The sequence below is a fragment of the Chryseobacterium sp. BGA-UO-ETr-SB22 genome, from assembly GCF_059567885.1.
Genome location: NZ_JCAQOV010000003.1, coordinates 243905 through 268787 on the forward strand (window position 1 = coordinate 243905; position 24883 = coordinate 268787).

Consider the following 24883-nt stretch of genomic DNA (forward strand, 5'->3'; position numbering starts at 1 on the left):
TTTAAAAACTAAATGCCAAATCCATTAAAATATAATAAGAAGTTTGATGAACTGAATGAAGAGGAAAAAAAGCTTCTGGAAATCAATAAAAAAACAATAGCAGATTTTGTTGAACAATCCTCTTCCATCAGTGACGTCAATTATGCTACCCGAAATGCCCATGCTAAAACGTATGCGGTAGCAAAGGGAACATTCTGGACTGAGCCTGATATTCCGGAATCACTACAGCCTTTTTTTGATAAGGAAAAATTTGATCTGACCATTCGGTTTTCCAATGCTCAGCTGAAAATTAAAAACTCGAAAAAGGATATTCCTGCTTATGGGTTTGCTGTACAGATCAAGGATGAAAATGGTGGATTGCTTGCCAATTATCCATTGGTGAATTTTCCTTTGTTCCCGATTAATTCCGTGTCTACTTTTCTGAAGTTGTTTACCGCTGTCAATAAGTTTTACATCAAAAAATGGAGCAGTCTGTTTCCAATGCTGCTTCAGATAATTAAAGTAATTCCTTCTGCATTGACGGGTGATATGGTTCGTAATATCATCAAGTTGATCGGTAGAAGAAATGATTTTATCCTGTCTTTTGATTATTATTCTGTAGGTGCTTACCGATTAGGAGATCAAATTATTAAAATAAAGCTATGTCCTAAGAATGTGGATAAACATACAGGCAGAAAACAGCAGATTAAAGACTCCCTAAAAAATTATCTGGAGACTCATGATTTTACTGCTGACATACTGATACAGCTATGCTACGATCTTCAGGACCAGCCGGTCAATAAACTGAATGTTGAATGGAAAAATTCTCCTTTCATTAAAATAGGTGAGGTAAAAATAACTAAAGATTCATTGCTGGATTCCCGTAATTGTACGAATGAATTACTTTCATTCAATCCTTTTGAAAGTAAGATCTTTTTTCAGCCCGTAGGAAAAATACAGAAGCTGCGTGATGAAGCTTATAAAGTATCTGTACAGACAAGAAGGAAGATTAATAAACTGCTGCATGGGAAGAATAGTTAGATAAATTATGAGTTATGAATTATAATTTATTGACCGGATGTTTCAGTTTTAATAAACCTTAAAACTGAGGAGATTATCTCAAAAGTCAAATAATTTGCTTTTGTCATTGACTACGTCGAATCTTGGATTTCTGACGAAGGAAGAATCTCATTGATAAACTGAAACATGAGATTCTTCACTACATTTCATTCCGTTCAGAATGACACTTTTGAGACAGCCTCTTTACTTTATCTGAATTTTCTTTCTTCTTCTTTGATCGCCAGGTCATTGATGCTTGCATATCTTTTGGCCATCAAGCCGTTTTCATCAAATTCCCAGTTCTCGTTTCCGTATGCCCTGAACCAGTCTCCGTCTTTCGTCTGATATTCATATTCAAAGCGAACGGCGATGCGGTTATCAGTATGCGCCCAATATTCTTTCTTAAGCTTATAATGAAGCTCCTTATCCCATTTTTTCTGTAGAAATGCTACAATATCCTCTCTTCCATTCACGAAGGTATCTCTGTTTCTCCATTCGCTGTCGATGGTATATGCTTTGGAAACCTTTTCAGGATCCTGACTGTTCCAGGCATCTTCTGCCAGTTGAATTTTTTCCAGTGCCGTTTCTAGTGTGAAAGGCGGAAGCGGATGTTTCTGTTCCATAACTTATTGTATTAAATTGGTGGCTATTTTCTTTGATTTTTCAATTAATTCATTAGATTTGAAAAGCTGGCTTTCTATAATACTGCTTTCAAAAAGCATATAGATGTGGTCAGAAAGAGTATCATCATTCAGTAATTCTAAAAAAAAGTTTCTGAGGTCAGCTTTATGGGATTGAATTGCGCTCAGGATTTTAATATTATCCATGGGTATTTCTGATAAAATATTCAGGAAACTGCACCCGCGGAAATTTTCTTTTTTATTCATATATACCAGAAAATCGAAAGCTTTGGCCGTTTTAGATTTCGGGTCTTTTTCCTTTGATAAAAAATTGTTGAATTCGTTGAACCAGTATTCATGTCTTACTTTCAGAAATTCCACACATAGGTCTTCTTTGGATTTAAAATACTGATAAAAGCTTGCTTTGGCTACTTCTGCCTCAGAAATGATCTGGTTGATTCCTGTAGAATTATAACCTTGTTTTGCGAACAACTCAAAGGTAGTTTCTACAATTCTTTCTTTTGGAGATTTCATATTGCTTTTCTTTTCTGGAACAAATGTATGAAAAAAAACAACATACAGACTGGTCTGTATGTTTATTTTTTTTAATAATTTATTTTTGAAATGTTGGATAACGCCAAGGCGCGAAGTTTTTATGAAAATAATGTGTTGAGGCGCAAGGATTTTATCTTCGATAAAATTTAATACCGCTAATAATATTGTGCCTTGCTGTAAATCTTATATTGAGCGAAGCCGAGATATTCTTGCGTTTTAAAAGCAGGAATTATGATTATCTCTTTGCGTCCTTGCGTTTCCCAACAAAAACTTTATCAATAAAAAAGCCTCTGGAATTTAATTCTGGAGGCTTTATTTTTATTTTAAATATGATTATTTTTCTTCCAGTTCTTCTTTCTTCTCTTCTTCTTTTTCAGGGAAGATAATGGATAAAAGAACAGAAATCACCAATACTCCTCCAACGATTCCCAAAGAAACCGGAGACGAAATATGAATCCATGGTGCAATAAGCATTTTAACTCCAATAAAGGATAGGATAATCGCCAATCCGTATGGAAGTTTGCTGAACATATGGATAAAGTTCGCCAACAGGAAGTATAATGATCTTAATCCTAAAATCGCGAAGATATTTGAGGTATAAAGGATAAATGGATCATTAGAGATCGCAAAAATAGCTGGAATGGAATCTACCGCAAAAAGAACGTCAGTAAACTCGATAACCCCTACTACTACTAAAAGAGGAGTTGCCATTTTGATTCCGTTTTGAATGGTGAAGAATTTATCTCCATCATAATTATCAGAAACTTTCCAGAAGCTTTTGATCAGCTTTGCACCTGCGGTATTGCTGTAATCTTCATCGTCATCATCACCGCCATCGCCCCATGACTTGATCCCGGCATATACCAGAAACAATCCAAATAATGCCATCACAATATTGATCTGTACTGCTTTACCAAAAATATTCATTTCAGGAAGATAAGTCAGATTGATCAATCCTACCCCTGCAAAAATAAATATTGCTCTGAAGATCAGTGCACCAATGATTCCCCAGAAAAGAACCTTGTGATGAAGGTATTTCGGAACTTTGAAGAATCCGAAAACCAAAATAAATACAAATAAGTTATCTACAGACAGAGCTTTTTCAATCCAATAGGCCGCCTGATACTGTGTGAATTTCTCTACTGCCAAAGCATGGCTTTCCGGACTTCCATCGGTATTGAATGCCCAATACACCACCCCTGAAAATATCATGGAAAGTGAAATCCACACAATAGACCAGATGGTAGCTTCTTTGGAAGAGACTTCATGACTTTTTTTGTTAAATACCCCTAAGTCCAGGAGCAGCATGATAACGACCGTTACCGCGAATCCCCACACCAGGCCTGGGTGCAGTTCTAAAATACTTTGATGTTCCACTTGCGTTATGTTATTATATGATAAAAGCAATAGATGCACAGAGTACAAATATTGCTATTTTATTTATCTTTTGATTTACAATTGATTATAGGTAATTCATCTGAACCGTCTGAACCGTCTGCTCCAGTTTTTTGTCAGCAGTAGGATCTCCGATCGCATTGAATTTCCACTCTCCGTTTCTCTTATAGAAAACACCCATTACCATGGCAACGTGTCCGCTGAAAGAAGCATCATTTGCAATATCATATTTTGCAAAAACTTCTCTTACATTGGTAGGTGATCCTTCATAAATACGGATAGAAGCAAAAGGAATTGTTCCGAAATCCTGTCCTCTGTAGCTGTTCAGTACCATTGCAACATGTTCTACATTAGGTTCCAGTTGGCTGAAATCTACAGTGATTACCTCATTATCCAATCCATCATCTCCGTCTACGTCACCAGTAAGATCATCTCCACTATGTTTTACGGATCCGTTTCTGGATTTAAGATTCCCAAAATAGATTACTTCTGTAACGTTTTTGTTCGAATCATATAAAATACAGCTTCCATCTAAGTCTACTGCTTCTTTTTTAGTTCCAAAAAATCCTTTTTTTTCAATTGCTCCCCAGTTGATTCCTACACAAGCCTGTGAAAGTTCAGCACCATTTTCTTTTTTAAGGTTGATTCTCTGACCTTTTTGTAAGTTGATAGCCATATTTCTATGTTTAGTTGTTATTTACTCTTTTAGTACAAAAGCCGATTTGCTTGTTATTTTACAATTCTGCCTTTTAGTTATTATTCAAATTCAAATTAAGCATTGCCCGCAGAATATTTGTTTCTTCGTCAAAATCAAATATTTTGCTCATAATATCTATATTTTCCAGGTTTTTAATATAATCTTTCAAAACACCTTCCACTTCAGCCGGTAAAGCACGTTTTCTTTCGTTCATACTATTCTCCAACTGTTCATTTTTATTTCTCAGCTGATCGATAATGGAACTCTGGTTAGACTGATTTTCCGTCATATCCAGCTTATCCAATTCTTTGTCAAAAAGATACATTTTTTTTTCGTCTACACTGAAAATAAAATAATCATCAGACTGAAAGATTTTGAAAAGTTCATAATCATGGGTTCCGAAAAGGTATCCACATACAAAACGGACTTTAAATCCTTGTATATTGAGCCTTCCCAAAAGTTTTCTTTCAATGGAATACTCTTTATACTGATAAGCCGGAAAAGAATCGGATTTCAGCATTGTTTCATCTGCTTGCGTCCTGTAAAATTCCTGGGCATATTTTTTATGAAAGTACAGTACATTATCCCAATTGGTCGTAAAAATATCTTCCGTAAGGTCTTTATACAAAGTTTTCAAATGCTGGGAAAATACACCGCTGTACATTTTCCTGTCTGTCTGAAAGCTGTCTACCCGTCTTTCTTCAAAACCTGAAATATATTTACTGTTGATATTAATTTCATTGATGACAGCCAGCATATCATTTTCCTTCTGTCTCTTAATTTTAGTCAGAAGCTCTATGAGACTGTCTGTATACTGCAGGTGGAAAAGTTCCAGTTTATTGTAATCTAAAGCCGTATTTTCCTGGAACAGATTGTGGATAATATCTGTTTTGATGTAAATAGATATGATGTCAATATGTTCAAAAAAATTAGCGAGAAGCTTAAGCTTTGTTAATCTTCTTTTGCTTTGCGACAATATGGTTGCTGCATCATCCCCCACCTTAGTATCCTATAAATTAACCTCTGACATTAGCTTTAAGTTCATGCTCCAATGTCTGAAGATCCTGATCCAGTTTTCTTCTGTTATCTGCTCCCTGTTTCTGGATTTGTTTCACTTCATTCAATGTATTGATAAGCATTGATGTTGTTTCTTTCAATGTTTCCACTGACACGATAGTCTGCTCGTTGGCTCTGGCAACGTTTATTGAGTTCTGCCCAAGACGCTCTGCATTCTTTCTTAAGATCTCTTCTGTAGTGGAAGATACTTTCTGTTGGATTTCAATATTCTGCTGCTGTCTGTACATCGCCACAGCCAATGAAAGCTGGTTTTTCCATACCGGAAGTGTGGTGGTAAGAATTGTCTGTGCTTTTTCAGCAATAGAAACATTGTTATTCTGTACCAGTCTGATCTGTGGAAGTGACTGCATCATAATCACACGCACCACTTTAAGATCAGCCATTCTTCTGTCTAATCTAGCAATGAAATCTCTTTTATCAGCAATCTGATAATCCTGAAAATCCTGAGGGCTCGTCTCCATTTGAGCAAGCTCCACTGCAGCTCTTTCCATTCTTATATTTCCTGCAATCACAAGACCTTCAATCTGCTTGATAGAGTTCACATTACTTTCAAAAATAGTCTGAAGAACCGCATTATCTTTTGTAGAAGTGATGATTCCTGCGTTTACTTTGTAAGAGATCTGCTCAATATTATTGATGATCTTATCGTATTTTGTAAACAAGTTTTCCACCTGAGTGATCACCTTCTTCATGAATGGCAATTTACTTAGGAAACTTTTTACTTTATTGCTGTTAAGTTCTTCTACATCTACATAGTTAAGCTCTACCAAAAGATCATTGATAAGTCCTCCTACTTCTCCGGAGTTTGATCTTCTTACATTTCCTAAGAAACTGTCACTCTGATTGGTTAATGTTTTCTGAAGTTCCGCTCCAAAATTTACAATTGAACCTGGGTTGGCTTCATCAATAGAGTTCGCAAGAACTTCATATTTCTGACGTTCTTCTGACTGCAGCTGAGTCAGATTTACATTTCCTTCTCTGTCCACAAGAACTGCCGGCGCTGCATTTTGTACAGGCTGAGCCGGAGTTGGAGGAACCATTGGAGTAGGTTCAAAGGTTTTAAGAGGTTCTATTGATCCTAGTGGATCTATGGGTTGATTTTCCTGATTGTCCATGATTACTTTTGATAAATTGATACAAATTTGTCAAGGCCGTCTCTCTGCCCTGCTCCTACAGCTTCAAATTTCCATTCTCCGTTTCTGTTGTAGATTCTTCCAAATTCTACGGCGGTTTCGATGGAGAAATCTTCGTCTAATTCATATTTTAAGATTTCTTCATTCGTATCTGTATTGAAAATTCTGATGAAAGAATTTCTTACCTGTCCAAAGTTTTGTTTTCTTGACTCTGCTTCGTGAATGGTTACCACAACAGTAATTTCTTTGATCGCATCATCAATTTTTGTTAGATCAATTTTGATCTGCTCATCGTCACCAGATCCTTCACCTGTAAGGTTATCTCCTGTATGAATCACAGATTTGTCCGGAGACTCAAGGTTGTTATAGAAAATAAAGTGATTATCTGAAACTAATTTTTTGTCGTCCCCAAGCAAAAATAAAGATGCATCAAGGTCAAATCCTGTTCCTGTAGAAGTATTATTGATATCCCATCCTAAACCTACAGTAAATTTAGGTGCGTTAATGTTTTCTCTTTGTCCTTTTTGTAAGTTAATAGCCATAATATAATTCCGTTTGTGTTAAAGTATTGATGTTATTTTCGTATTCTTTTATTAAATGATAATTGTTGCTGATGGCCAGCTCCAAAAGCAGATCCATCTGTTCTCTTTTTACTTTAGACGTAAGATAATCAAAATTACTTGATTCCAGGCCTAAAATATATTTTACAATCCTTGTATTGAACTCAAAACTCTCTTTATTCATCACTTCTGCAACATGTTTTACATTTTTTACGGCATAGTAATTGAAAAAGTTTTCAATTTTAGGATCAAGTTCAAAATTCATCAACTCTGCGTAATACAGGAACATAAAGTCTGCCTCTACGCTGTATTCATTCAAAATTCTGTTGACTGTATATTCATGACTTCCCGTGATTTTTATATCGTCTATAAAAATACAAAGTTTTCCTCTCAAAAAATCCTTATCGATATAATAAGTATCATTTGCGATCAGATTTTTGCGATCTTCAAAATTAAGGTTCCCATAATCTGTAATATAGGTATGGTTACGATTGATTTTAGATAAAATGCTTGACTTTTTTCCTTTTTGAAACAGATAAAAATCCAGATGCTTCTTAAAGTAAAAGCATAAAAAATTGGAGGCCGTAGGAATTGCCATATAAGGGCTTGGAAGTACTACAATCTCTCTATCACTATCTAAAAGTGCTTCATTTCTGGAAATAAATCCTTCGAATAATTCTCTTGCAAATTTTTCAGCATACGACTTATCGCCATACTTGAAATAGCTGTATTCTGCAGGTGAGAATGTAAACTCATCTGCGGAATGAATGTGGTGTAAGCTGTATCTTGTATTCATGTTTATTTTTAGTGTTTAAGTAAATGGGCACTGAAACCAAAGGCTTTGGCTCCCTGATAGTCTGCCACCGGATTGTCCCCGATATGCAGGATCTGATGCAGTGGTAAATCCTGATCTTTGATCTTATTCTTCACTTCCTGAAAAATAAGCGGGTTCGGTTTGGAACAGTTAATTTCATCAGAATAAATATGGAAATCAATGTACTGATCCAGGTTTTCATGAATCAGAAATTTTCTCATTGTTTTTCCTTTGATAAATCCTGTGTTGCTCAGAATATTGATTGTTTTGCCTTGATTTTTGATATTCTCAAAAAAATCATGAATATTTTCAAAAATCACCACAGGTCTGTATTCCAGAAACAGGTTTTCACTCTTTGTGTAAAACTCGTTGAGTTTTTCTTTACTCAAATCTTTTATATCCACGTTCAGAGAACCAAGAATCATCAGATAAATCTCAAAAGTATCTATATTTCCTCCTGTTACTTCATTGATGGTATTGCAAAGATCATCATAATATTTTACGGTTTTCGCAACCTCCTCTATAGGTTTATTTACGTTAAAAAATGAGGAGAACAGCTCAACTCTTTTTGCTTTAAATTCAGGATGAGATTTGATTAAGGTAAGCCACAGGTCAAAGGAAAAATGACAGTGGTTATGAATGTCGATATCTGTTTTCAATAGTTTTAAGTTAAAAGTTTTATCTAGCTTTCTTGAAAAAGATTTAATTATTTTTAATCATCAACAAGTGTTTACAATACTATTCTTCCCAAAGATAAAATTTTTATCATAAATGCATTACGTTCATTATCTGTTTTAAGATATTTTTATGACTATCCACGAGTTTGACGGATTCACAGAAGATGATTTATCAAGCGTTTAAAAAAAATATTTTCAAAAAATTCTTTGGAAATCAAAAAAAAATTATAATTTCGCAACCGATTAACAATCAACAATGTCAACAAAAATGATAAATATTATAACTTTAATCAACCCTATCAGAGCTGTGTTCTTTGGCAGCACTGAATATTTATCTGAATAGTTCTATAGATCTTTTATACCCAAAAATATATTGAAGACCTATCTATTCGGATAGGTCTTTTTTGCTGCCCTAATTTCAGACTTTAACAATTCAAACAACTTCTGTTATTTGTTAAGATCTCTGAAAATTTCCCTTTGATACGAAATACAAAAATGTTTTGCCGGCTTTATAAGACCGGAGTGTATTTTGTGCTCATTTTTTTCAGAACCTTTCTAAATACAGATCTAAAAATCAACAATTTAAACAAAACAAAATGAAATACAACACACGAAATATAGGGATCATAGCACATGTAGATGCAGGAAAAACAACTTTATCCGAAAGACTTTTGTATTACACAGGACTCATTCATAAAATCGGGAATGTAGATGATGGAAATACCACCATGGACAAAGACATCCAGGAAAGAAACAGAGGGATTACTATTTCTTCAGCTGCAGTTTCAACGCAATGGAAAAAAGATCATAACGTTTATCATATCAACATTATTGATACTCCGGGACACATTGATTTTGCAGTGGAAGTAGAACGTTCTCTAAGAGTTCTGGACAGTGTTGTCGCGGTTTTCTGTGCTTCTTCAGGGGTTCAGCCACAGACTGAAAATGTTTGGTTCCAAGCCGAAAAACACGGAACATCCAAAATTTGTTTTATCAATAAAATGGACAGAATTGGGGCAGACTTCTTTGCAGTTCTACATGAGATAAAAACCAAACTGAATGCTGTTCCTCTTGCTCTTCAGATTCCAATTGGAGCTGAAGTACATTTTGAAGGCGTTATTGATCTTGTACAGATGAAAGCATTATACTGGGAAGATGAAAACGGAGAAACCATTGTTGAAAAGGAAATTCCTGTGGTATCACGTACTGAAGCTGATGAATACAGAATGAAATTACTGGAAACTCTTGCAGAATATGATGAGACATTCTTTGAGATTTTTATGGATACTGAACAAACAGCCACCGTTGAAATGATTACAGAAGCCATACAAAGAGTCTGCAGATCCGGATCAGCTGTTCCCGTTCTTTGTGGCTCTGCCTTTAAAAACAAAGGAATACAGCCTCTTCTTGATGCCGTAGTAAAGTATCTTCCGGCTCCGGATCAGCTTGCTGACCTGCAGGGAAGAGATCCTCAAACAGAAGAAATGGTAACACTGGAAAGAACTGAAGCTGCTGATTTTTCAGGACTTGTTTTCAAAGTCGTGATTGATAAGCATATGGGAAGGCTGGCCATGCTCCGTATGTATTCCGGAAGGATAAAACCGGGAGACACGATATTGAATGTAAGAACAGGTGAAAGCTACAGAATTTCGAAAATTTTACAGATGCAGTCGGATAAAACGTTATCACTGGAGAAAGCTAAAGCGGGAGATATTGTTGCTTTAACAGGAATAAAAGATGCCAAAACCGGAGATTCTTTGTCTTCTGTAGATAAGCCCATATTACTGGAATCGATTACGATCCCAACTCCTGTCATCAGAGTGGCTATTGAGCCGAAAACCAATGGTGATGAGAAGTCTTTCGGTTTGGTGCTGGCTAAAATCCAGGAAGAAGATCCTTCTTTGGTGGTTGAAAGAGATCAACAGACCGGAGAAACATTATTGAGTGGACTGGGAGAGCTTCATCTTGAGGTTACTTTGGAGAAAATCCGTCTGAATCATGGTATTGAAGTCAATCAGGGAAAACCTAAAGTTTCTTACCGTGAGATTTTAACGGGAACCAAAATCCATAGGGAAAAGCTTTCCAAGCAAAACGGAGGAAGCGGTCAGTTCGCTGATATCTCTTTTGAAATCGGACCAGGAAATGATAATGAACATGGATTCGAGTTTATCAATACAATCAAAGGAGGAGTTATTCCAACTGAATTTATTCCATCTGTTGAAAAAGGATTCAGAGAAGCTATGGAACACGGGCCATTAAAAGGATATCCTCTGGAAAACATGAAGATTACCCTGTTAGATGGCTCATTCCACGCTCAGGATTCTGCGGCTCTTGATTTTGAAATTGCTGCAAGAGAAGGCTTCAAAGCGGCTGCCAAAGGTTGCAGTCCTAAACTTATGGAACCTATCATGCAGGTTGAGATTCAAAGCATCGAAGAATATACGGGAGCTGTCACTGCGGATATCAACAGAAGAAGAGGAATCATCACTTCTATTGATGAAAGATCAGGAAGAAAGATTTTTGCAGCGGAAGTTCCGTTAGCTTCAACTTTCGGGTATATTTCTGATCTGAGAACGCTGACAAGCGGAAGAGCTTCCATCAGCATGAAATTGTCACACTATGCTTTAGTGCCTGATTTTATTGCGAATACATTAATCACCTAAACAAGCAGGGACTGTAGATTTTTCTTACAGTCCTTGTCTGGTTATGGGATGTTTGGTGAATGGTCAATCATCAATCCGCTGCGTTTAGCAATTTTTACAGACTATAAAAAATTCACTTTTCACTTGCGAAGCAAAATTCACTTATTGACCACTCCCCTATTTTTCCGGCATCACTTTATAGGTCGGGTCTTCTTCAATATTAACTTCAACTACCGCTTCGGCATTTTTCAATATTTTCCGGCAGTCTTCGCTGAGATGTCGTAAGTGTACTATTTTATTTTGTTCTTTATAACGTTTAGATAATTTGCCCAGTGCTTCTATCGCACTCATATCTACAATACGGCTTTCTTTAAAATCGACAACCACTTGTTCAGGATCATTCATAGGATCAAATTTATCTGTAAATGCCGTTACAGAACCGAAAAACAAAGGTCCATATATTTCGTAATGCTTCACTCCGTTTTCATCAACATGCTTTTTTGCTCTGATTCTTTTGGCATTATCCCATGCAAAAACCAATGCTGAGATGATAACCCCAACCAAAACCGCCAGCGCCAGGTTATGCAGAATTACGGTAATCAATGCTACAGTAACTCCAACAAAGATATCCGACTTCGGCATTTTATTAACAATCCTGATAGATACCCACTGGAACGTACTAATGGCAACCATCATCATGACTCCTACTAAAGCAGCCATAGGAATTTTTTCTATCACAGGTGCTCCACAGAGAATAATTATTAAAATCAACAAGGAAGCAATAATTCCGGATAGTCTTGCTCTGGAACCTGCATTAAGATTCACCAATGTCTGTGCTACCATTGCACAGCCACCCATTCCGCCAAAGAAACCGTTGGTAATATTGGCTAATCCCTGAGCTACAGATTCTTTGTTTGTGTTTCCTTTACTATTGGTGATTTCATCCACCATGGATAATGTCAGAAGAGATTCGATAAGACCTACTCCTGCCATAATTAAAGCATAGGGAAAAATAATTTGTAAAGTTTCCAGGGAAAAAGGAATCTGTGGAATGTGAAAACTTGGAAGAGTTCCACTGATATGGGCAATATCCGCTACTGTTTTGGTTGGAATATTAAATCCAAGAACTATAGCAAAGACAATAATTATCGCTACGAGTGAGGCAGGAACTGCTTTCGTTATTTTGGGAAAAAAGTAGACTACGGCAATCGTCAGGGCAGTTAAGCCAGCCATTATGTATAAAGGCATTCCCTGCAGCCAGTTTACAGCCCCGTTGCTGTCCGTAATCTTAAATTGCTCTACCTGCGCCATAAAAATAATAATGGCCAAACCGTTTAAAAATCCGTACATAACCGGCTGCGGAATCAATCTTACAAATTTTCCCAGTTTAAAGATTCCCACCATCATTTGAAGTATTCCGGCCAGTGCAACGGCAGCAAAAAGATATTCAATCCCATGAGATTGTATCAGAGCGATCAATACAACGATGGTTGCACCCGCTCCACCGGAAACCATTCCCGGACGTCCTCCCAAAACCGCAGTTACAAGACCCATCATAAAAGCAGCATAAAGTCCTGTAAGCGGGGACAAACCGGCAAGAATAGCAAATGAAAGTGATTCAGGAATCATGGTCATCGCTACAGTAAAACCAGCCAGCAGTTCATTTTTGTAATTTATTTTCTTCGAAAAGTCGAATAAGCTTATAGTATTTTTCATTGATTTTGCAAAGGTATGTACTGTCCGGATGGTATACAATTTTTTCTTTTTATCATTTTTTCATGATGAAGCCCATCACTTTTAAACAATTCACAAATCAATTTTTATAATATGTTAATTTTAATTAAAATAAGCAGATAAAGTATGATTTTTACATTTCTATCTCTTTTTAGTTCTTATTTTTGTTTACATTTGAAAGCGAATAAGCAATTATTTGGTACTAATTAAAAATTCAACGCGTAAAAAGCTGTTTATCAATCTATCTACAGCTTCAACTCATAGAATTGCATAAAAACCTTAATAGGTATATATTATTTTACACAAATGGCAGGAAGAGAAGTTTGAAAGAGAAGAAGAAGAAACCCATTGAAATAAAGAATATATCCCAAGTACATTAAGGTGAATCCTACCCACCTGTTTTTAAGTTATTTGGCAGTTACAGATCCGTTTTTTAAGATTCATCATCTTATTAAACGCAATTAAACATTCTTATATCATAATTTCTATTTTTTATCAATTTCAAACCGAAGTGAATTATTTCCTACCACAAGAGATAATATATGTATTCTATTTCCGTTTTTTTGATACATAAGTTTAAACAAAAGAATAATATTCAACAAAAATGTTATATAAAGAAATCCATATTGGAAAGTTTATTAAAGAAAGGGTAGATGAAAATGAAATAACAATAGAAAGGATATGCAAATTTTTAGGCAAAGACGAGGAAACAGTCGAAGTGATGTATGACAGCAAATCGATGGATACAGATCTTCTTCTAAGATGGAGCAAATTATTGGAATATGATTTTTTCAGACTTTACAGCTCACATTTGATTTTATACGCACCTCCTTCTGCCATCAACAAAAACCAGCAGAAATCCGAAAAAACGCCCTATTTCAGGAAAAATATTTACACCCAGGAAATCAAAGATTTTATTATGAAAAGAATTCTTTCCGGTGAAATGACCCAAAGTGAAGTCATCAAAGAATATTCTATTCCCAAAAGCACCCTTCACAGGTGGCTTCAGAAGAGCGATAATGTAAACGGATAAACAGATAAGACATGCGCCCCAATTACAAAAAAATTTATCAGGATATGCTAAAGATGGAATATCCGGAAAAGCTAAAAGATCCGAAAATCAAAGAACTTCTTGAAAAACTTAACACCAGCGAGGATGTTCTGAAGTTCAATGAAAAACTGTTCAAACAGTCCAGAGAAAATCAAAAACTCAAAACATATGACAGGCAGACTATGCTAAAATTGCTTCAGTATCAGAAGAAGCACGGTCATTCCACAAGCTATATGTCCAGAAAATATAAAATAAGCAGAACTACTCTTTCAAAATGGAAACTCATGTTTGAAGAAGATCTTGATACAATGAAAAGTGCCAGTAAATAATCTACCAGCATTTTTTAAAGGTAATGATAAGGAAAAACAGGGCTGTACGTTTGCCGGAGTCGAACCGGATAACCTTGCCGGAGTGACCGACTTCGCTATTCCTCCCATAGTTGTGGTACGATGAATTTTTTCCTAACGACACTTCAATATATGAATATAAAGAAGCTGGAAGTGGGAAGAAGAAAGGGATTAAAGTCTGAAAATCTATCTGACTTTATAGAAAATTATATACAAAGATATCTTTCAACGTCCCACTTCCGGCTTCTGATTTTATGAAAACAAGGCTAAAATCGAATAATGCAGTCGTGCTCTAACCAACTGAGCTACTCTTCCTATATACTTCGTGTTTTTTTGCTGTGGAAGAGACGGGACTCGAACCCGTGACCCCGTCGTGATGAGCGAAGTAACATTTTTCTACGGCACTTGTTTGTTTTATTTTTCTTCTTCAGCAATATATGTTTTAACAATAGGATGGACTCTGGCATTTTCCGGGTGATAACTTAAACCGAAACTACTCCATCCGGAAGACCAGTAAAGAATCATTTCTTTCAGATAAGGAATGTCTTTAGTTTCATCATATTTATAGTTTTCATTAAATATTTGCTGTACTTCATCAATAAGTTCAGGGTAGAACATTTGATCTTCTTCATCAAAAACATCAATATGAATATCAAGATAACCTCTTAGCTCATTTAATAAATAAGTTCTGAAATCCCATCCCATAATGACAATATCTGAACCTCTTATAGAAAGCACAGGTCTCCAAACAAGATCTACATCACTTATTATATAACGAGTTCCCATGAGTGGTAAAAGTGTTGGAACATGTGAAAACCATTCATCAAAAATTTTTTTTCTCTTTTCCAAGGATGCAGGCTTTATTCCCCATGATTTCAACCAAACTTTATTAACTGAATCAATATCATCCAACATCCAATCATATGGTGTATTCAATATTTTTTTTATTTCCTCTTCATTTTCAAACCAATTATAAAAGAAAGTACATTCTTCTGTAATCAGTTCTCCTTCATCTTCATATTCCACAATTTCTTTTTTGTCGATGGCATGAAGAATTTTTAGAAATTCTCTATGTTCAGAAGTAAAACTGACCTGATATTTTTTCTCAATCTGATTAATCTGTTCTTCAGAAAGACTTTGCCATCTGGCTCCGTAAAATCCTTTGGGACAATTTTCATCATCTATCGACCATAGTTTTTCTGTACGGTCTTTGACCCAGTATAAAAACTCAGTAAGATTAACTGGTATATTCATTGTTATTAATTTAAAAATAAAAAGAGGCAAGATTCGAAAAGACTTGTACAAGATCATTTACATAACCTTCTGGAGTCGAACCAAATTAAACCGAAGTAGGCCTTTTCTACGGCACTCTTTTATACAATCAAGGTAAAATTCTCAGAATCTTCCGTGCATTTGCTCTACCAGCTGAGCTACTTCTCCTTTTCGAGGGAAAAGGCAGGATTCGAACCTGCGACCCAATGATCAATTCTCGAAGTATGATTCCAAAACGACACTTGATTTTTAGTTTTTTGTTTATTAATGTATCTACTAGTACTCTTTTATAGTATCAGGGTAAAAGTGGCGGAATCTTTCTGTACCATCTGCTCCACCTACTGAGCTACATCCCGTTTACAACAAGAATGACAGGAATTGAACCTGTGACCTGATGGGTGAATCGAAGTATGACTCCAAAACGACACCTGATATAATTCAGCAAGGTAATTGAATCAAACAGAGACTAATACGGGGTGTTGCCATTTCTACTATCTGCTGCTGCAGAACAGGATTCGAACCTGTATTACCGTCCCTAAAGAAGTAACTCTATTTTACGACACTTGCTTTTTATGGTTATCCATGATTATTAGCTTTATCTTTTGCAAATTTATATCGCTGCTACGCAATCTTTTTACGTAGTTGTTTTTTTTATTAAAAACCAAGTAACAATGTATAAGAGTTTTTGATTCTAGTCAAATTAAAAGTTTGATGATGGAACTCTTATGAACGACATTGGTTATAGCTACCGGGCAATCTGTCGAAAGACTCTGTTTTTGGAATCGAAGAATGTCTTTCTAACGACATCGGTATTTATTAACACTGCAAAATTATATTGTATGTACGCAATCTTTTTACGCAGTTTATTTTTATTGAGAAAATAATGATGAGATCAATTCAAACAATTTAAAAATCCCTAAAACTGGCAGTAGAATTAGTAATCCTACCAATAAAAAAAATCCAATTGTATTTAGAAAATTTGAATTATCTTCCGAATAACTACCTTTTTCTCTTGCTTTCACTTTAAAAGTTGGAATTTGCCTGGTTACTCTAAAGCTATCTTGTTCCAGTTCCAGGATTACTTTCTTTGCATGCTCATCAAGCAAATCTTTATCTCCTCTGAAAACAATATCTTTTAAAATTGCATTTCCTGAATTGCTTAAAGATTTTCTGTACAGCTCTACGGCATTTTCCATTTCATTATTTTCAGGAGCAGACAGAATCCAAAATTTACCTGCTTCGTCAAGAAATCCTGCTTCAAAATAAATCTGTCCTAATTTTTTTCTTAGGGAAAGATCATTGGGAAACTGATTGATCATATTTCTTAATCTGTCACAGGCTTTTTTCTTTCTGCCTTCTTTAAGGTCTTCTTCAATTCTGTAGAATAAATTTCCCATAATTTTAAAATTAAACCAAGTAACTGGATATAAGAGTTTTTTGATTCTAGTCAAATTAAAAGTTTGATGATGGAACTCTTATGAACGACATTGGTTATAGCTACCGGGCAATCTGTCGAAAGACTCTGTTTTTGGAATCGAAGAATGTCTTTCTAACGACACCGGTATTTATTAACACTGCAAAATTACATTGCATGTACGCAACCTTTTTACGCAGCTTATTTTTTTATTTAAATTTTGTTCGTTTTGCCTTGAAACAAAAGAACCAAAAGTTCAAGACTTGGAAATTCCGGCTAAAAATAACCTACACTCTCTAAAAATTCTAAAACTTGCGCGAATGTACTATTACTTCTTCGTTTCAATTTCTGTGTCGCGCTTCAAACAATAGAATTTTCTTAACGTTCGCATAGTTTATTTTCTTAACGCCTTCGTTTCCTAGGTCGTATTTCTATATTCGTCATTAGTTTTGAAATTTTCTCCTCTTCTTTAATATTTATTTTTTCAAGAATTATCTTCGTTAAGAAATTTTGAATTTTTTGAATTATTTCTAAAAAAGCAAGAACAATTTTCGCTGCTTTTTCACCATCAAAATTAATAATTGTACTATAATACAAATCAAAATCATCACTAATATGTCCTGCTATACTATTTCTAATCTCAGACATCTCAGTTTCATATCTATATTTCTCTTTAAAGTTCCGAATTTCTAAATTTATTTCATTAAGCTCTTCTTTTAAATTAGGCCATACGTTAACTGATATTTCAAATAAAAATCGTCTATATTCCTCATATGTTTTAAAAGTCTCAAAGATTGTTAAATAGCAATTTTTTATAGAATAAATTTTTTCCCAATTATTTAAAGAATTACTTAATGACTTAATAGCAACAAGTAAATCCAAGTGAAAATTGTAATTAGTGAACTAACATTATTAATCTTTTTAAAGAATTCAAATTTATTCAAGCTAGTCTTATCATTAATGTCAGCCATTAAAATTTCATTTAGATCACTCTTTTTCTTCAATGAATCTAAATGATTTGTAAAAAAAATCACTGATTCATTTATAGAGTTTATAAGATTTTTATTCATAATTATTATTTCTAGCCCCGATTGCAACGGCATCCTTTTTCTGAATGGCTTGAAAAAAGCTTTGGTGAAAAAGATACAGTGGAAAGCGGGATTAAGCTCCTCAATATATTGATTGTTTTGATAGCTATTTATTTTTAAAAGCAGTGCCTTTTACAGCACTACTTTCTGAATCATTTCTATGGCTGATTTTTTGTCTTCCAGAGCATTCAGTACTTCGAAAATTTTCTCTGACCAACCGGCTATAAGATGTACATCATTCTTTCTGATATCAAGCGGCTGTGTACCATAACCTGCCAGGTCAAAGATATACAGCTTTGCATGGGGAGCAATTGTTTTGTATCTGTTCCACAGGTCTTCAAAAGAGTTTCTGTTTCCAGTGCTGTTCCACATCTGAGTATCGGTGAATAACATTACTTTGTTCACTTTTTCACCTCTTTTAATCAGATCTTCAATGACCAGATAACCATTTGTGGAATATCCTACTTCACCTTCACGTTTGTAGAAGGCATCCACATTCCTTAAAATACCATTTTTAGGCATTGGAACCCTCAACCAACGGTCACCGAAGATACCTGTCACCACATTTTTACATTGTGACTGAAGGATCATCGACATCAGCAAGCCGATATCATACAGCAAGATTTTACTTTTATTTGAAACTGCTTTCTGCATTGAACCCGATACATCCGCAGCGATTACCACCGAAGTATCAAAACCAAAGCCCTTGATATTTCTAGCACTCACTACCACAGCATCTTCCAATGCTTCCAACACAGAGGACAAATAAGGAGAATCTATGGTTTTCAATTCTCTATACGCCGCCAGGAATCGGAATGGGAGCTGCTTTGAATTGGATACTGCTCTTTCATCAGAAAGATATCTGCAGACTTTATTCATTGCATCAGATGACACTCCAGCCTCCAGGATATTCCTCAGGTTTCTCATAGTTGCCATATAACCCAATTTGTTGCTGAAGATCAGTTCCTCCCATTTGTTTTTGAAGGCTAATTTTCTTTCTGCATCAATTGCAAATTTCGTCTGACCCAAAACGGAAAGTTCTACTTCCCATGTATAAGGGGTTTCCAATGTATTATTGGCAATTTTATTGAAAACAGCTTGCTGGTTTTCATCTTTAGCTTTCGGGTGAACCAAGAATAGAGCATCTTTCAGGGTTACTTCTGCCTTTCTGTTGTATTTTGCAAACTGGTATTCATCAAACTTGTTGAAGGACTTTACCAAACCTTTTTGAATCTGCTTTGACAGTTTATTCAGTTTTTTAGTATCTGTTCTTTTATTCGCAAGTTGGTAGTACGCCAACAATTCCGTGATTTCATCAGCTCTCTGAACGACACCTTCCACCGTTTTGCTTACCAGATCCGTACCGGAAGTCTGTTTTGCCAATTCAGTTGTCAACACCAATGGAATGGAACGCAGGTACATATCTTTTCTTGCATACACCGCCAGTTTTGCCACAAACTCAGGGTCATTTTTTTTGATCAGAGACTGGATTCTTTCCAATCTGTCATTTCCTTTTTCATAGTTGGCATCTGACAGTCCTGTTGTAACAACAGCACTATACAATTCTTCTGCAGGTGTCATCGCATAAGCTTTTGCACCTTCGTAGTTCAGTACTACTTTAGTTTCTTTTCTTAAAAAATTAAATTTCATGGTTACTGTTTTTTTGTTAAACATGGGAAGGATTGATACTTCCTCTCTGATTTCTGATGCAAAGTAAAAACAGTATTGCGCAACCTTTTTGCGTAGAAAATTTTTCTTAGAATTTTTCTTATTTTTTATTGCGAATGGATTTATTTAAAATGGACCTCAGAGATTACACAGTTTTTAAGGTTTGCCTAAAGCCGTATGAATGGAGTATTTACAAGGCGGGATAAAGCCCATGAAAATTATTTCAACCTGATTTCACAGATTTACACGGATTTTTGAAATAATACGGCTACATTCATCATTCATCATTCATCATTCATCATTCATCATTTATAATTCATAATTATAAAATCCTTCTATCATTCATTTCAATTAAAGAAATCACCTATTCTAAGTTTTTCGGGAAGGGTTTTCTAGTTTTGTCATTAAAATTAAGCTATGATTAAAGGAATATATGAGACTCATGTTCAGGTGAGCAATCTGGAAAATGCAATACAGTTTTATACGGAAGTGTTGGGATTGAAACTGGCTCACAGAGATGTAACCAGACCTATTGCTTTTTTATGGGTTGGAGAAGGGAAAGAATTTATGTTAGGATTATGGGAGCAGAAGGAGAATCTTCAAACCAGACATTTTGCTTTTTCCAGCAGTAAAGAAGATATTTTAAATTACTCAGTAGAGTTTTTAGAAAATAAAGATTTAAAACCTTATAATTTCCTAAAAAATGGAAGTGTTGAACCAATGGTATTTGCGTGGATGCCTGCACTGGCCATTTATTTTAATGATCCGGATGGAAATCAGCTTGAATTTATCTCTATTCTTGAAGGAGAAAGCAAACCGGAATTAGGTGTTCTTAGCTATGAGGAATGGATGAAGCAGGTGAAAAATTAATAAAAACATCTGTTAGATACTGATATAACGCAGAGGTGCAAGAAAGTCAAAGATTTACGGGGATCAAAATTGAATTCTTATTAAACAAAATTTTTGCGCCCCTTCGGCAGTTAACAAAATAATAATATCAGGTAGTAGAAGTTTTTAACTGTTTACCAGTTTTTTAACTGCCAACACGTGTTTACAGGGACCTCTTTCGCCCTGATATTTACTGAACCATTCGCAGGTACAGCGTTCTTTTTCTTCTTCAATGATTACCGTATGATGCACACCGGTTCCTTCTACTCTGGCTTCTGTTCTTTCCTTATTGTTGTTTAAAATTTCTACTTTTCCCGCTTCTATCAGCTTTTCAGCATTTTTTATACGGGGATTGAGCCCGATAATACGGCTTAATTTAAAAGGAAGTCTGCGATAGAAAAATTCATGATCATCAAGGTCGTAACCTAATAATCCCATTGCGGCAAGCCTTCCTGCAGCATTATCTGTTTTGCTGAAACTCAGATTTTCTTCCAGAGCAAGCATGGTTGGATTAAAGGATTGATTGGCATAGGCATATTTATCCAAAGCGTCAATCCACTCATCTGAAACTTCAGAAACCAAACTATCCAGTAGAGCTCCTTCTCCTGAGAAACCTCTCCAGCATTCTCTTGATAAAGAAAAGCTGAATCTGATATTCCCCATATAAAGCTGCCAGGTGGTAGACTGCATATTAGCATGCGGAAAAACCTGCATAGAATCAATATACGGAAGCAAAGGTTCCAACAGACGAAGCCTGTGAAGCCCTCCTATACAAACAGCATCTGCAGATGCTACCGGAGAAAAGATGGGTTTATTCCCTCTCACAATAAGGTAATAATCAGACTTTACTACTCCTTTAGGCATTCCACGAAATAACTGTTGTGTCTGAATTCTATTAAAAGTATAGCGTTTTTCAGATTCTGATAAATAGACCTGAACTGTTCCCAGACCTTTGATCCATTTTACAGGCAGAGGCACTTTTCTTTCTATTATTTTTTTTTCTTCCTGATAAAGCCCAACTTCTTTTTCACCTACGGAAAGCATAATTTTTTCATTCGGACGGATGCTTCCCAGGGCGGTGATCATAGGCTGATTAAAATCTACATTCGTAGTTCCACTTTCCAGAAACTCTCCTTCCAGGCCGTCAGGCAGCACGTCTACTCTAGCATAGACTCCAGCACAGTGAGAAAACCCCTCAAAGCGTAATCTTTGATTTCCGGCTGTTACAATCGGATCTTTAAGAAGTGCCATCTGAAACGGAGACAGGTTAAAGCTGGATTTCACAATATTGGAAAGTGTAATCAGGCAGCGCGCTAAAATAAAAGGCTGCCTGACATTTCCCCAGAAAAAACATGGAGCATCTGTATTTTTATCTATCTCACTGTATTTGGCAAGAAACAGTTCTTCAAGTGCATTTCTCCTTACTAAAGAGGATGCTCCTGAATAGTTATAAATAACCGTATCTCCCATACTCTATTTTTTCAGAAGAAGATTGCAGATCTTTTTCAGACTCGAATTTTCTTTCCAGCTATTTAATTTCCCAATGATCTCTTTATCGGCTTCTGAATGATTCAAGGCCAATACTTCATGGTAAATTTCCAGGATTTTCTTCAGATTCGTAACCGGAGCATCCATTTGAAGCAATATATTGGAAATCAATTCTTCAAGAGCAAGATTATGGTTCTTACTCACATTCAGCATATGGTGCTGCATAAGATCTGTCAATCTTTTAACAGGTGCCCATTCCAGCTTTTCATGCAGGCCAATCACTCTTCCTAGCCATGCATTATCCATCGTTTGGGAAGACACATGTTCCAACCATATTTCAGCTGCTGTACCACGAATGGTTTTATCACTGTCCAGGAAAATAGTTCCTAAGAACAGATATCCTATTTCGTCCAAAGGTTTTTTGACCTGATAAAGCGCATTTGCTGTATTCAAAACCAAACTTCTCTCATAGACTTCGGCAATTCCTGAAAAGAAAAGACAGTGTTTGATTACTTTTGCCAAAGCATTTGCCGGAGTGTTCGGAAAACACAGCATCAATGCAGGAATTTCGATAAGTTCTTTCTGTTCGGCCACAAAATATTCCACAAATAAGGGGTCTTTCCTTTTTGTAAGATGATATTTAGGAATAACAATCTTCAGTTCTACAGGGTAGTATGAGTTTTTCTTATTATCAATAGTTTTCCATTTGTAGGCTCCCGAAAAGAATTCTACAGGAATATCGTCATATCCGAAACTGCTGAATTCTTCAAACACGGTTTCCGGTGAACGGGTAATTCCCGCCGTCATCCACCATGAAGGATGTTCAAATTTTCCTTCCGGCTTGGCATTTTTGCCAAAGAAGAAAAGTAACAGTTCCTTATATTCACCTTTTAATCTTTTTTCAGCTTCTATTATGGCTTCTGAAGTATTGTCTAAAGCACAACGCTGCAGTGCCAGCTGAATATCCAGATGATGGGGTTCAGTATTACTATTCTGGTAGCTCTCCAATCTTTCCACCAGTGTGACAGGGGAAATCCAGCATGGAGCATGGGTAACCGGAAACAATAAAGGAATCTTATCTCCGGATTTTATTTTTTCATAAGCATAGATGGCAAGCTCTTTAAACGCGGTTCTGGCAGGGCAATCTGCTCCGACATTTTCAATAGGTCCCAATTTTTTCTGATAATTGGAATAAGATTCTCTTGCAGTTTCCTCTTCTTTCGTCTTATGGTAAATCTTTTCCAGATTTTTAAGCTGAATCGGATATTTTTCCAGTAAATCCAAGCCATAATTGATAATGGCATTACACAGTAAAACATTCAGATACGGAACTTCCCATTTCGCAATTGTTTTACAGGCTTTCAAAAATACCGGTTCTATTAATTTCACAGATTCCGAATTTACATCACCTGCAAAGCGGATAAATCCTGCTAAAGCAATATCACAATGATGGCTGTATGGATCATCCATGGCCAAAGGAAGATAAAACATCAGATCTTCAAAGTTCTGAAGTACTTTTACAGCATTCCCTTCTGTAGTCAGAGATAATTTCTCGGAAGCTATTGCCTCCAGCTCGGGTTGTTTTTCTTCAATATATTTCTTCAGAAGAGGACGTACATTGGTAAGTATATTGTCTGAATAATGGGAGAGAGCCTCTACCATATTTTCTGAAGCCGGAATATATTTAAGAATGATCTTCGCTGCTTTCGACTGTATGCCATCATCTTTGCTGACAAATGCCGTACTTAAAGCCATTCCCAACATTTCGGGATCTATTTTCTTTCTCTGGAATATTTTTTCAGTAAGAACCAAACTGGAAACAACCACTGTTTTTACTTCCGAACTCAACAGATTCGGAAGGTAGTGGGAAAATTCATCATTTTTAAAATCAGGAACTGCCACAATTTTTTTCAAATGTGACAATATGGTATTCACGGCTTTTGACTGTGAGGAAGCCAGCCCTGCAAGGAGTTCGTCCTGCAGTTCAGACAGCTCATCTTCTGTTGGTTTTAATGATGTAAACGCATCCATAAACCAGCCTGTCACATTTTTATTAAAATTTCTGTTGGAAGCCAGAAGGCATTCTTTCAAAAATCTCTTTCTTTCAATCTTTTTTTCTGTGATCAGCTTCTGAACAATAGGAAACCATTCTTTACGGAAGGGTAAAGATTTGGAAGGGTATTCACATAAATACCAAAAGTGGGTAGTAAGGGTTTCCGGGTGGCGGTCCAGTTCTGCCGGATAATTGCTCAGATGGTGTCCCAGCAATTCAGGTTTTGGCTGTACATAGCCTTTTTCCGTCCATCCTAAAATATCCTTATAGTTAAATGCTGTAAATTCAGCTTCTACAGATTCATTGATAAAGTCTGAGAACCATTCCGGGCATCCCCACTCTAATATCTGCTCTGTTTGTTCTGTATTTCGGAAAAGACTCCAGTAATTTTTACCGAAATTCTTTTTATCCATACATACAAATGAAGCAATATCAATAATGGAATGCTGACTTACAGATCCTGCCGTATGGTAGGAATTTTTAGTCATTACAATCTTGCTGATCTCGCGGTCCATTTTCTTTATTGATGGTACCAATGTCTTTCTTTCCTCCAGACTAAGCTGTTGTAAAAAAGGGATTATCTCATGTATTTTTTCCTCATTAAGGATCTCATAAAGTCTTTCTTTCATGTACTTCTAATTTGATGTATAAATTTGTTTCAGGTTATTCATT

Annotated in this window: 21 protein-coding genes; 5 read left to right on the forward strand and 16 right to left on the reverse strand. The window is 35.8% G+C overall.

Going from position 1 to position 24883, the window contains the following annotated elements; all coding sequences use genetic code 11:
• Positions 1-12 precede the first annotated feature (12 nt).
• Positions 13-1020: a catalase family protein gene (locus tag AC57AW_RS02900; protein WP_496350768.1), complete on the forward strand. Its 1008-nt coding sequence runs from the start codon at positions 13-15 to the stop codon at positions 1018-1020.
• 227 nt (positions 1021-1247) lie between these two features.
• On the opposite strand, the gene AC57AW_RS02905 is transcribed toward AC57AW_RS02900, so the two are convergent.
• From AC57AW_RS02905 to AC57AW_RS02945, 9 genes are all read right to left on the reverse strand, one after another.
• Positions 1248-1661 carry a nuclear transport factor 2 family protein gene (locus AC57AW_RS02905; RefSeq protein WP_496350769.1) on the reverse strand — a complete coding sequence of 138 codons (414 nt, stop codon included), beginning with the start codon at positions 1659-1661 and terminating at the stop codon, positions 1248-1250.
• Between the two features lie 3 nt (positions 1662-1664).
• Positions 1665-2192 carry a TetR/AcrR family transcriptional regulator gene (locus AC57AW_RS02910; RefSeq protein WP_496350770.1) on the reverse strand — a complete coding sequence of 176 codons (528 nt, stop codon included), beginning with the start codon at positions 2190-2192 and terminating at the stop codon, positions 1665-1667.
• Positions 2193-2546: 354 nt separating this feature from the next.
• On the reverse strand, positions 2547-3590 hold the full coding sequence (locus AC57AW_RS02915; protein ID WP_318848654.1) for a TerC/Alx family metal homeostasis membrane protein: 1044 nt from the start codon (positions 3588-3590) through the stop codon (positions 2547-2549).
• An 85-nt stretch (positions 3591-3675) separates the two neighbouring features.
• Positions 3676-4284, reverse strand: coding sequence for a TerD family protein (locus AC57AW_RS02920; protein ID WP_318848653.1), 609 nt, complete (start codon positions 4282-4284; stop codon positions 3676-3678).
• 73 nt (positions 4285-4357) lie between these two features.
• Positions 4358-5305, reverse strand: coding sequence for a hypothetical protein (locus tag AC57AW_RS02925; RefSeq protein ID WP_496350771.1), 948 nt, complete (start codon positions 5303-5305; stop codon positions 4358-4360).
• Between the two features lie 16 nt (positions 5306-5321).
• Positions 5322-6497, reverse strand: a complete 1176-nt coding sequence (locus AC57AW_RS02930; RefSeq protein ID WP_318848651.1) for a toxic anion resistance protein — start codon at positions 6495-6497, stop codon at positions 5322-5324.
• A gap of 2 nt (positions 6498-6499) precedes the next feature.
• A complete protein-coding gene (locus AC57AW_RS02935) occupies positions 6500-7057 on the reverse strand; it encodes a TerD family protein (RefSeq protein WP_047382292.1) in 558 nt (185 codons plus the stop codon).
• Complete coding sequence (locus tag AC57AW_RS02940; protein ID WP_496350772.1) at positions 7047-7871, reverse strand: phosphoribosyltransferase family protein; 825 nt, start codon at positions 7869-7871, stop codon at positions 7047-7049. The genes AC57AW_RS02935 and AC57AW_RS02940 overlap by 11 nt, the downstream gene beginning before the upstream one ends.
• A gap of 8 nt (positions 7872-7879) precedes the next feature.
• Complete coding sequence (locus tag AC57AW_RS02945) at positions 7880-8548, reverse strand: HAD family hydrolase (RefSeq protein WP_496350773.1); 669 nt, start codon at positions 8546-8548, stop codon at positions 7880-7882.
• 614 nt (positions 8549-9162) lie between these two features.
• Between AC57AW_RS02945 and fusA the strand changes: the two genes are divergently transcribed.
• Positions 9163-11229, forward strand: a complete 2067-nt coding sequence (gene fusA / locus AC57AW_RS02950) for an elongation factor G (RefSeq protein WP_496350774.1) — start codon at positions 9163-9165, stop codon at positions 11227-11229.
• 156 nt (positions 11230-11385) lie between these two features.
• Here the strand turns inward: fusA and AC57AW_RS02955 are convergent, their stop codons facing one another.
• On the reverse strand, positions 11386-12924 hold the full coding sequence (locus AC57AW_RS02955; protein ID WP_496350775.1) for a SulP family inorganic anion transporter: 1539 nt from the start codon (positions 12922-12924) through the stop codon (positions 11386-11388).
• 622 nt (positions 12925-13546) lie between these two features.
• On the opposite strand from AC57AW_RS02955, the gene AC57AW_RS02960 reads away from it, so the two are divergent.
• Together AC57AW_RS02960 and AC57AW_RS02965 are read left to right on the forward strand one after the other, a co-directional pair.
• The gene (locus tag AC57AW_RS02960) at positions 13547-13975 is read left to right on the forward strand and encodes a transposase (RefSeq protein WP_318848646.1); all 429 of its coding nucleotides are present in this window, start codon (positions 13547-13549) and stop codon (positions 13973-13975) included.
• Positions 13976-14019: 44 nt separating this feature from the next.
• On the forward strand, positions 14020-14322 hold the full coding sequence (locus tag AC57AW_RS02965; RefSeq protein WP_496350776.1) for a helix-turn-helix domain-containing protein: 303 nt from the start codon (positions 14020-14022) through the stop codon (positions 14320-14322).
• Positions 14323-14754: 432 nt separating this feature from the next.
• On the opposite strand, the gene AC57AW_RS02970 is transcribed toward AC57AW_RS02965, so the two are convergent.
• The 4 genes from AC57AW_RS02970 to AC57AW_RS02985 form a co-directional block, all read right to left on the reverse strand.
• Positions 14755-15594: a hypothetical protein gene (locus AC57AW_RS02970; RefSeq protein ID WP_496350777.1), complete on the reverse strand. Its 840-nt coding sequence runs from the start codon at positions 15592-15594 to the stop codon at positions 14755-14757.
• Between the two features lie 887 nt (positions 15595-16481).
• Complete coding sequence (locus AC57AW_RS02975; RefSeq protein ID WP_496350778.1) at positions 16482-17009, reverse strand: DUF6584 family protein; 528 nt, start codon at positions 17007-17009, stop codon at positions 16482-16484.
• Positions 17010-17428: 419 nt separating this feature from the next.
• A complete protein-coding gene (locus AC57AW_RS02980) occupies positions 17429-17908 on the reverse strand; it encodes a hypothetical protein (RefSeq protein WP_496350779.1) in 480 nt (159 codons plus the stop codon).
• A gap of 338 nt (positions 17909-18246) precedes the next feature.
• A complete protein-coding gene (locus AC57AW_RS02985) occupies positions 18247-19764 on the reverse strand; it encodes a TROVE domain-containing protein (protein ID WP_496350780.1) in 1518 nt (505 codons plus the stop codon).
• Between the two features lie 435 nt (positions 19765-20199).
• Between AC57AW_RS02985 and AC57AW_RS02990 the strand changes: the two genes are divergently transcribed.
• The gene (locus AC57AW_RS02990; RefSeq protein WP_496350781.1) at positions 20200-20652 is read left to right on the forward strand and encodes a VOC family protein; all 453 of its coding nucleotides are present in this window, start codon (positions 20200-20202) and stop codon (positions 20650-20652) included.
• A gap of 144 nt (positions 20653-20796) precedes the next feature.
• Here AC57AW_RS02990 and AC57AW_RS02995 read toward each other — a convergent pair whose 3' ends face one another.
• Together AC57AW_RS02995 and AC57AW_RS03000 are read right to left on the reverse strand one after the other, a co-directional pair.
• Positions 20797-22140, reverse strand: a complete 1344-nt coding sequence (locus tag AC57AW_RS02995; RefSeq protein WP_496350782.1) for an SWIM zinc finger family protein — start codon at positions 22138-22140, stop codon at positions 20797-20799.
• Positions 22141-22143: 3 nt separating this feature from the next.
• A complete protein-coding gene (locus tag AC57AW_RS03000; RefSeq protein WP_496350783.1) occupies positions 22144-24840 on the reverse strand; it encodes a DUF6493 family protein in 2697 nt (898 codons plus the stop codon).
• Between the last annotated feature and the right edge of the window lie 43 nt (positions 24841-24883).

Excerpts from the sequence above, each read along its gene's own strand:
- AC57AW_RS02935 (WP_047382292.1), bottom strand. The coding sequence starts at position 7,057 with ATGGCTATTAACTTACAAAAAGGACAAAGAGAAAACATTAACGCACCT.
- AC57AW_RS02975 (WP_496350778.1), bottom strand. The coding sequence starts at position 17,009 with ATGGGAAATTTATTCTACAGAATTGAAGAAGACCTTAAAGAAGGCAGA.
- AC57AW_RS02965 (WP_496350776.1), top strand. The coding sequence starts at position 14,020 with ATGCTAAAGATGGAATATCCGGAAAAGCTAAAAGATCCGAAAATCAAA.
- AC57AW_RS02900 (WP_496350768.1), top strand. The coding sequence starts at position 13 with ATGCCAAATCCATTAAAATATAATAAGAAGTTTGATGAACTGAATGAA.
- AC57AW_RS02960 (WP_318848646.1), top strand. The coding sequence starts at position 13,547 with ATGTTATATAAAGAAATCCATATTGGAAAGTTTATTAAAGAAAGGGTA.
- AC57AW_RS02985 (WP_496350780.1), bottom strand. The coding sequence starts at position 19,764 with ATGAAATTTAATTTTTTAAGAAAAGAAACTAAAGTAGTACTGAACTAC.
- AC57AW_RS02970 (WP_496350777.1), bottom strand. The coding sequence starts at position 15,594 with ATGAATATACCAGTTAATCTTACTGAGTTTTTATACTGGGTCAAAGAC.
- AC57AW_RS02905 (WP_496350769.1), bottom strand. The coding sequence starts at position 1,661 with ATGGAACAGAAACATCCGCTTCCGCCTTTCACACTAGAAACGGCACTG.
- AC57AW_RS02920 (WP_318848653.1), bottom strand. The coding sequence starts at position 4,284 with ATGGCTATCAACTTACAAAAAGGTCAGAGAATCAACCTTAAAAAAGAA.
- AC57AW_RS02930 (WP_318848651.1), bottom strand. The coding sequence starts at position 6,497 with ATGGACAATCAGGAAAATCAACCCATAGATCCACTAGGATCAATAGAA.
- fusA (WP_496350774.1), top strand. The coding sequence starts at position 9,163 with ATGAAATACAACACACGAAATATAGGGATCATAGCACATGTAGATGCA.
- AC57AW_RS02940 (WP_496350772.1), bottom strand. The coding sequence starts at position 7,871 with ATGAATACAAGATACAGCTTACACCACATTCATTCCGCAGATGAGTTT.
- AC57AW_RS02955 (WP_496350775.1), bottom strand. The coding sequence starts at position 12,924 with ATGAAAAATACTATAAGCTTATTCGACTTTTCGAAGAAAATAAATTAC.
- AC57AW_RS02995 (WP_496350782.1), bottom strand. The coding sequence starts at position 22,140 with ATGGGAGATACGGTTATTTATAACTATTCAGGAGCATCCTCTTTAGTA.
- AC57AW_RS03000 (WP_496350783.1), bottom strand. The coding sequence starts at position 24,840 with ATGAAAGAAAGACTTTATGAGATCCTTAATGAGGAAAAAATACATGAG.
- AC57AW_RS02910 (WP_496350770.1), bottom strand. The coding sequence starts at position 2,192 with ATGAAATCTCCAAAAGAAAGAATTGTAGAAACTACCTTTGAGTTGTTC.
- AC57AW_RS02990 (WP_496350781.1), top strand. The coding sequence starts at position 20,200 with ATGATTAAAGGAATATATGAGACTCATGTTCAGGTGAGCAATCTGGAA.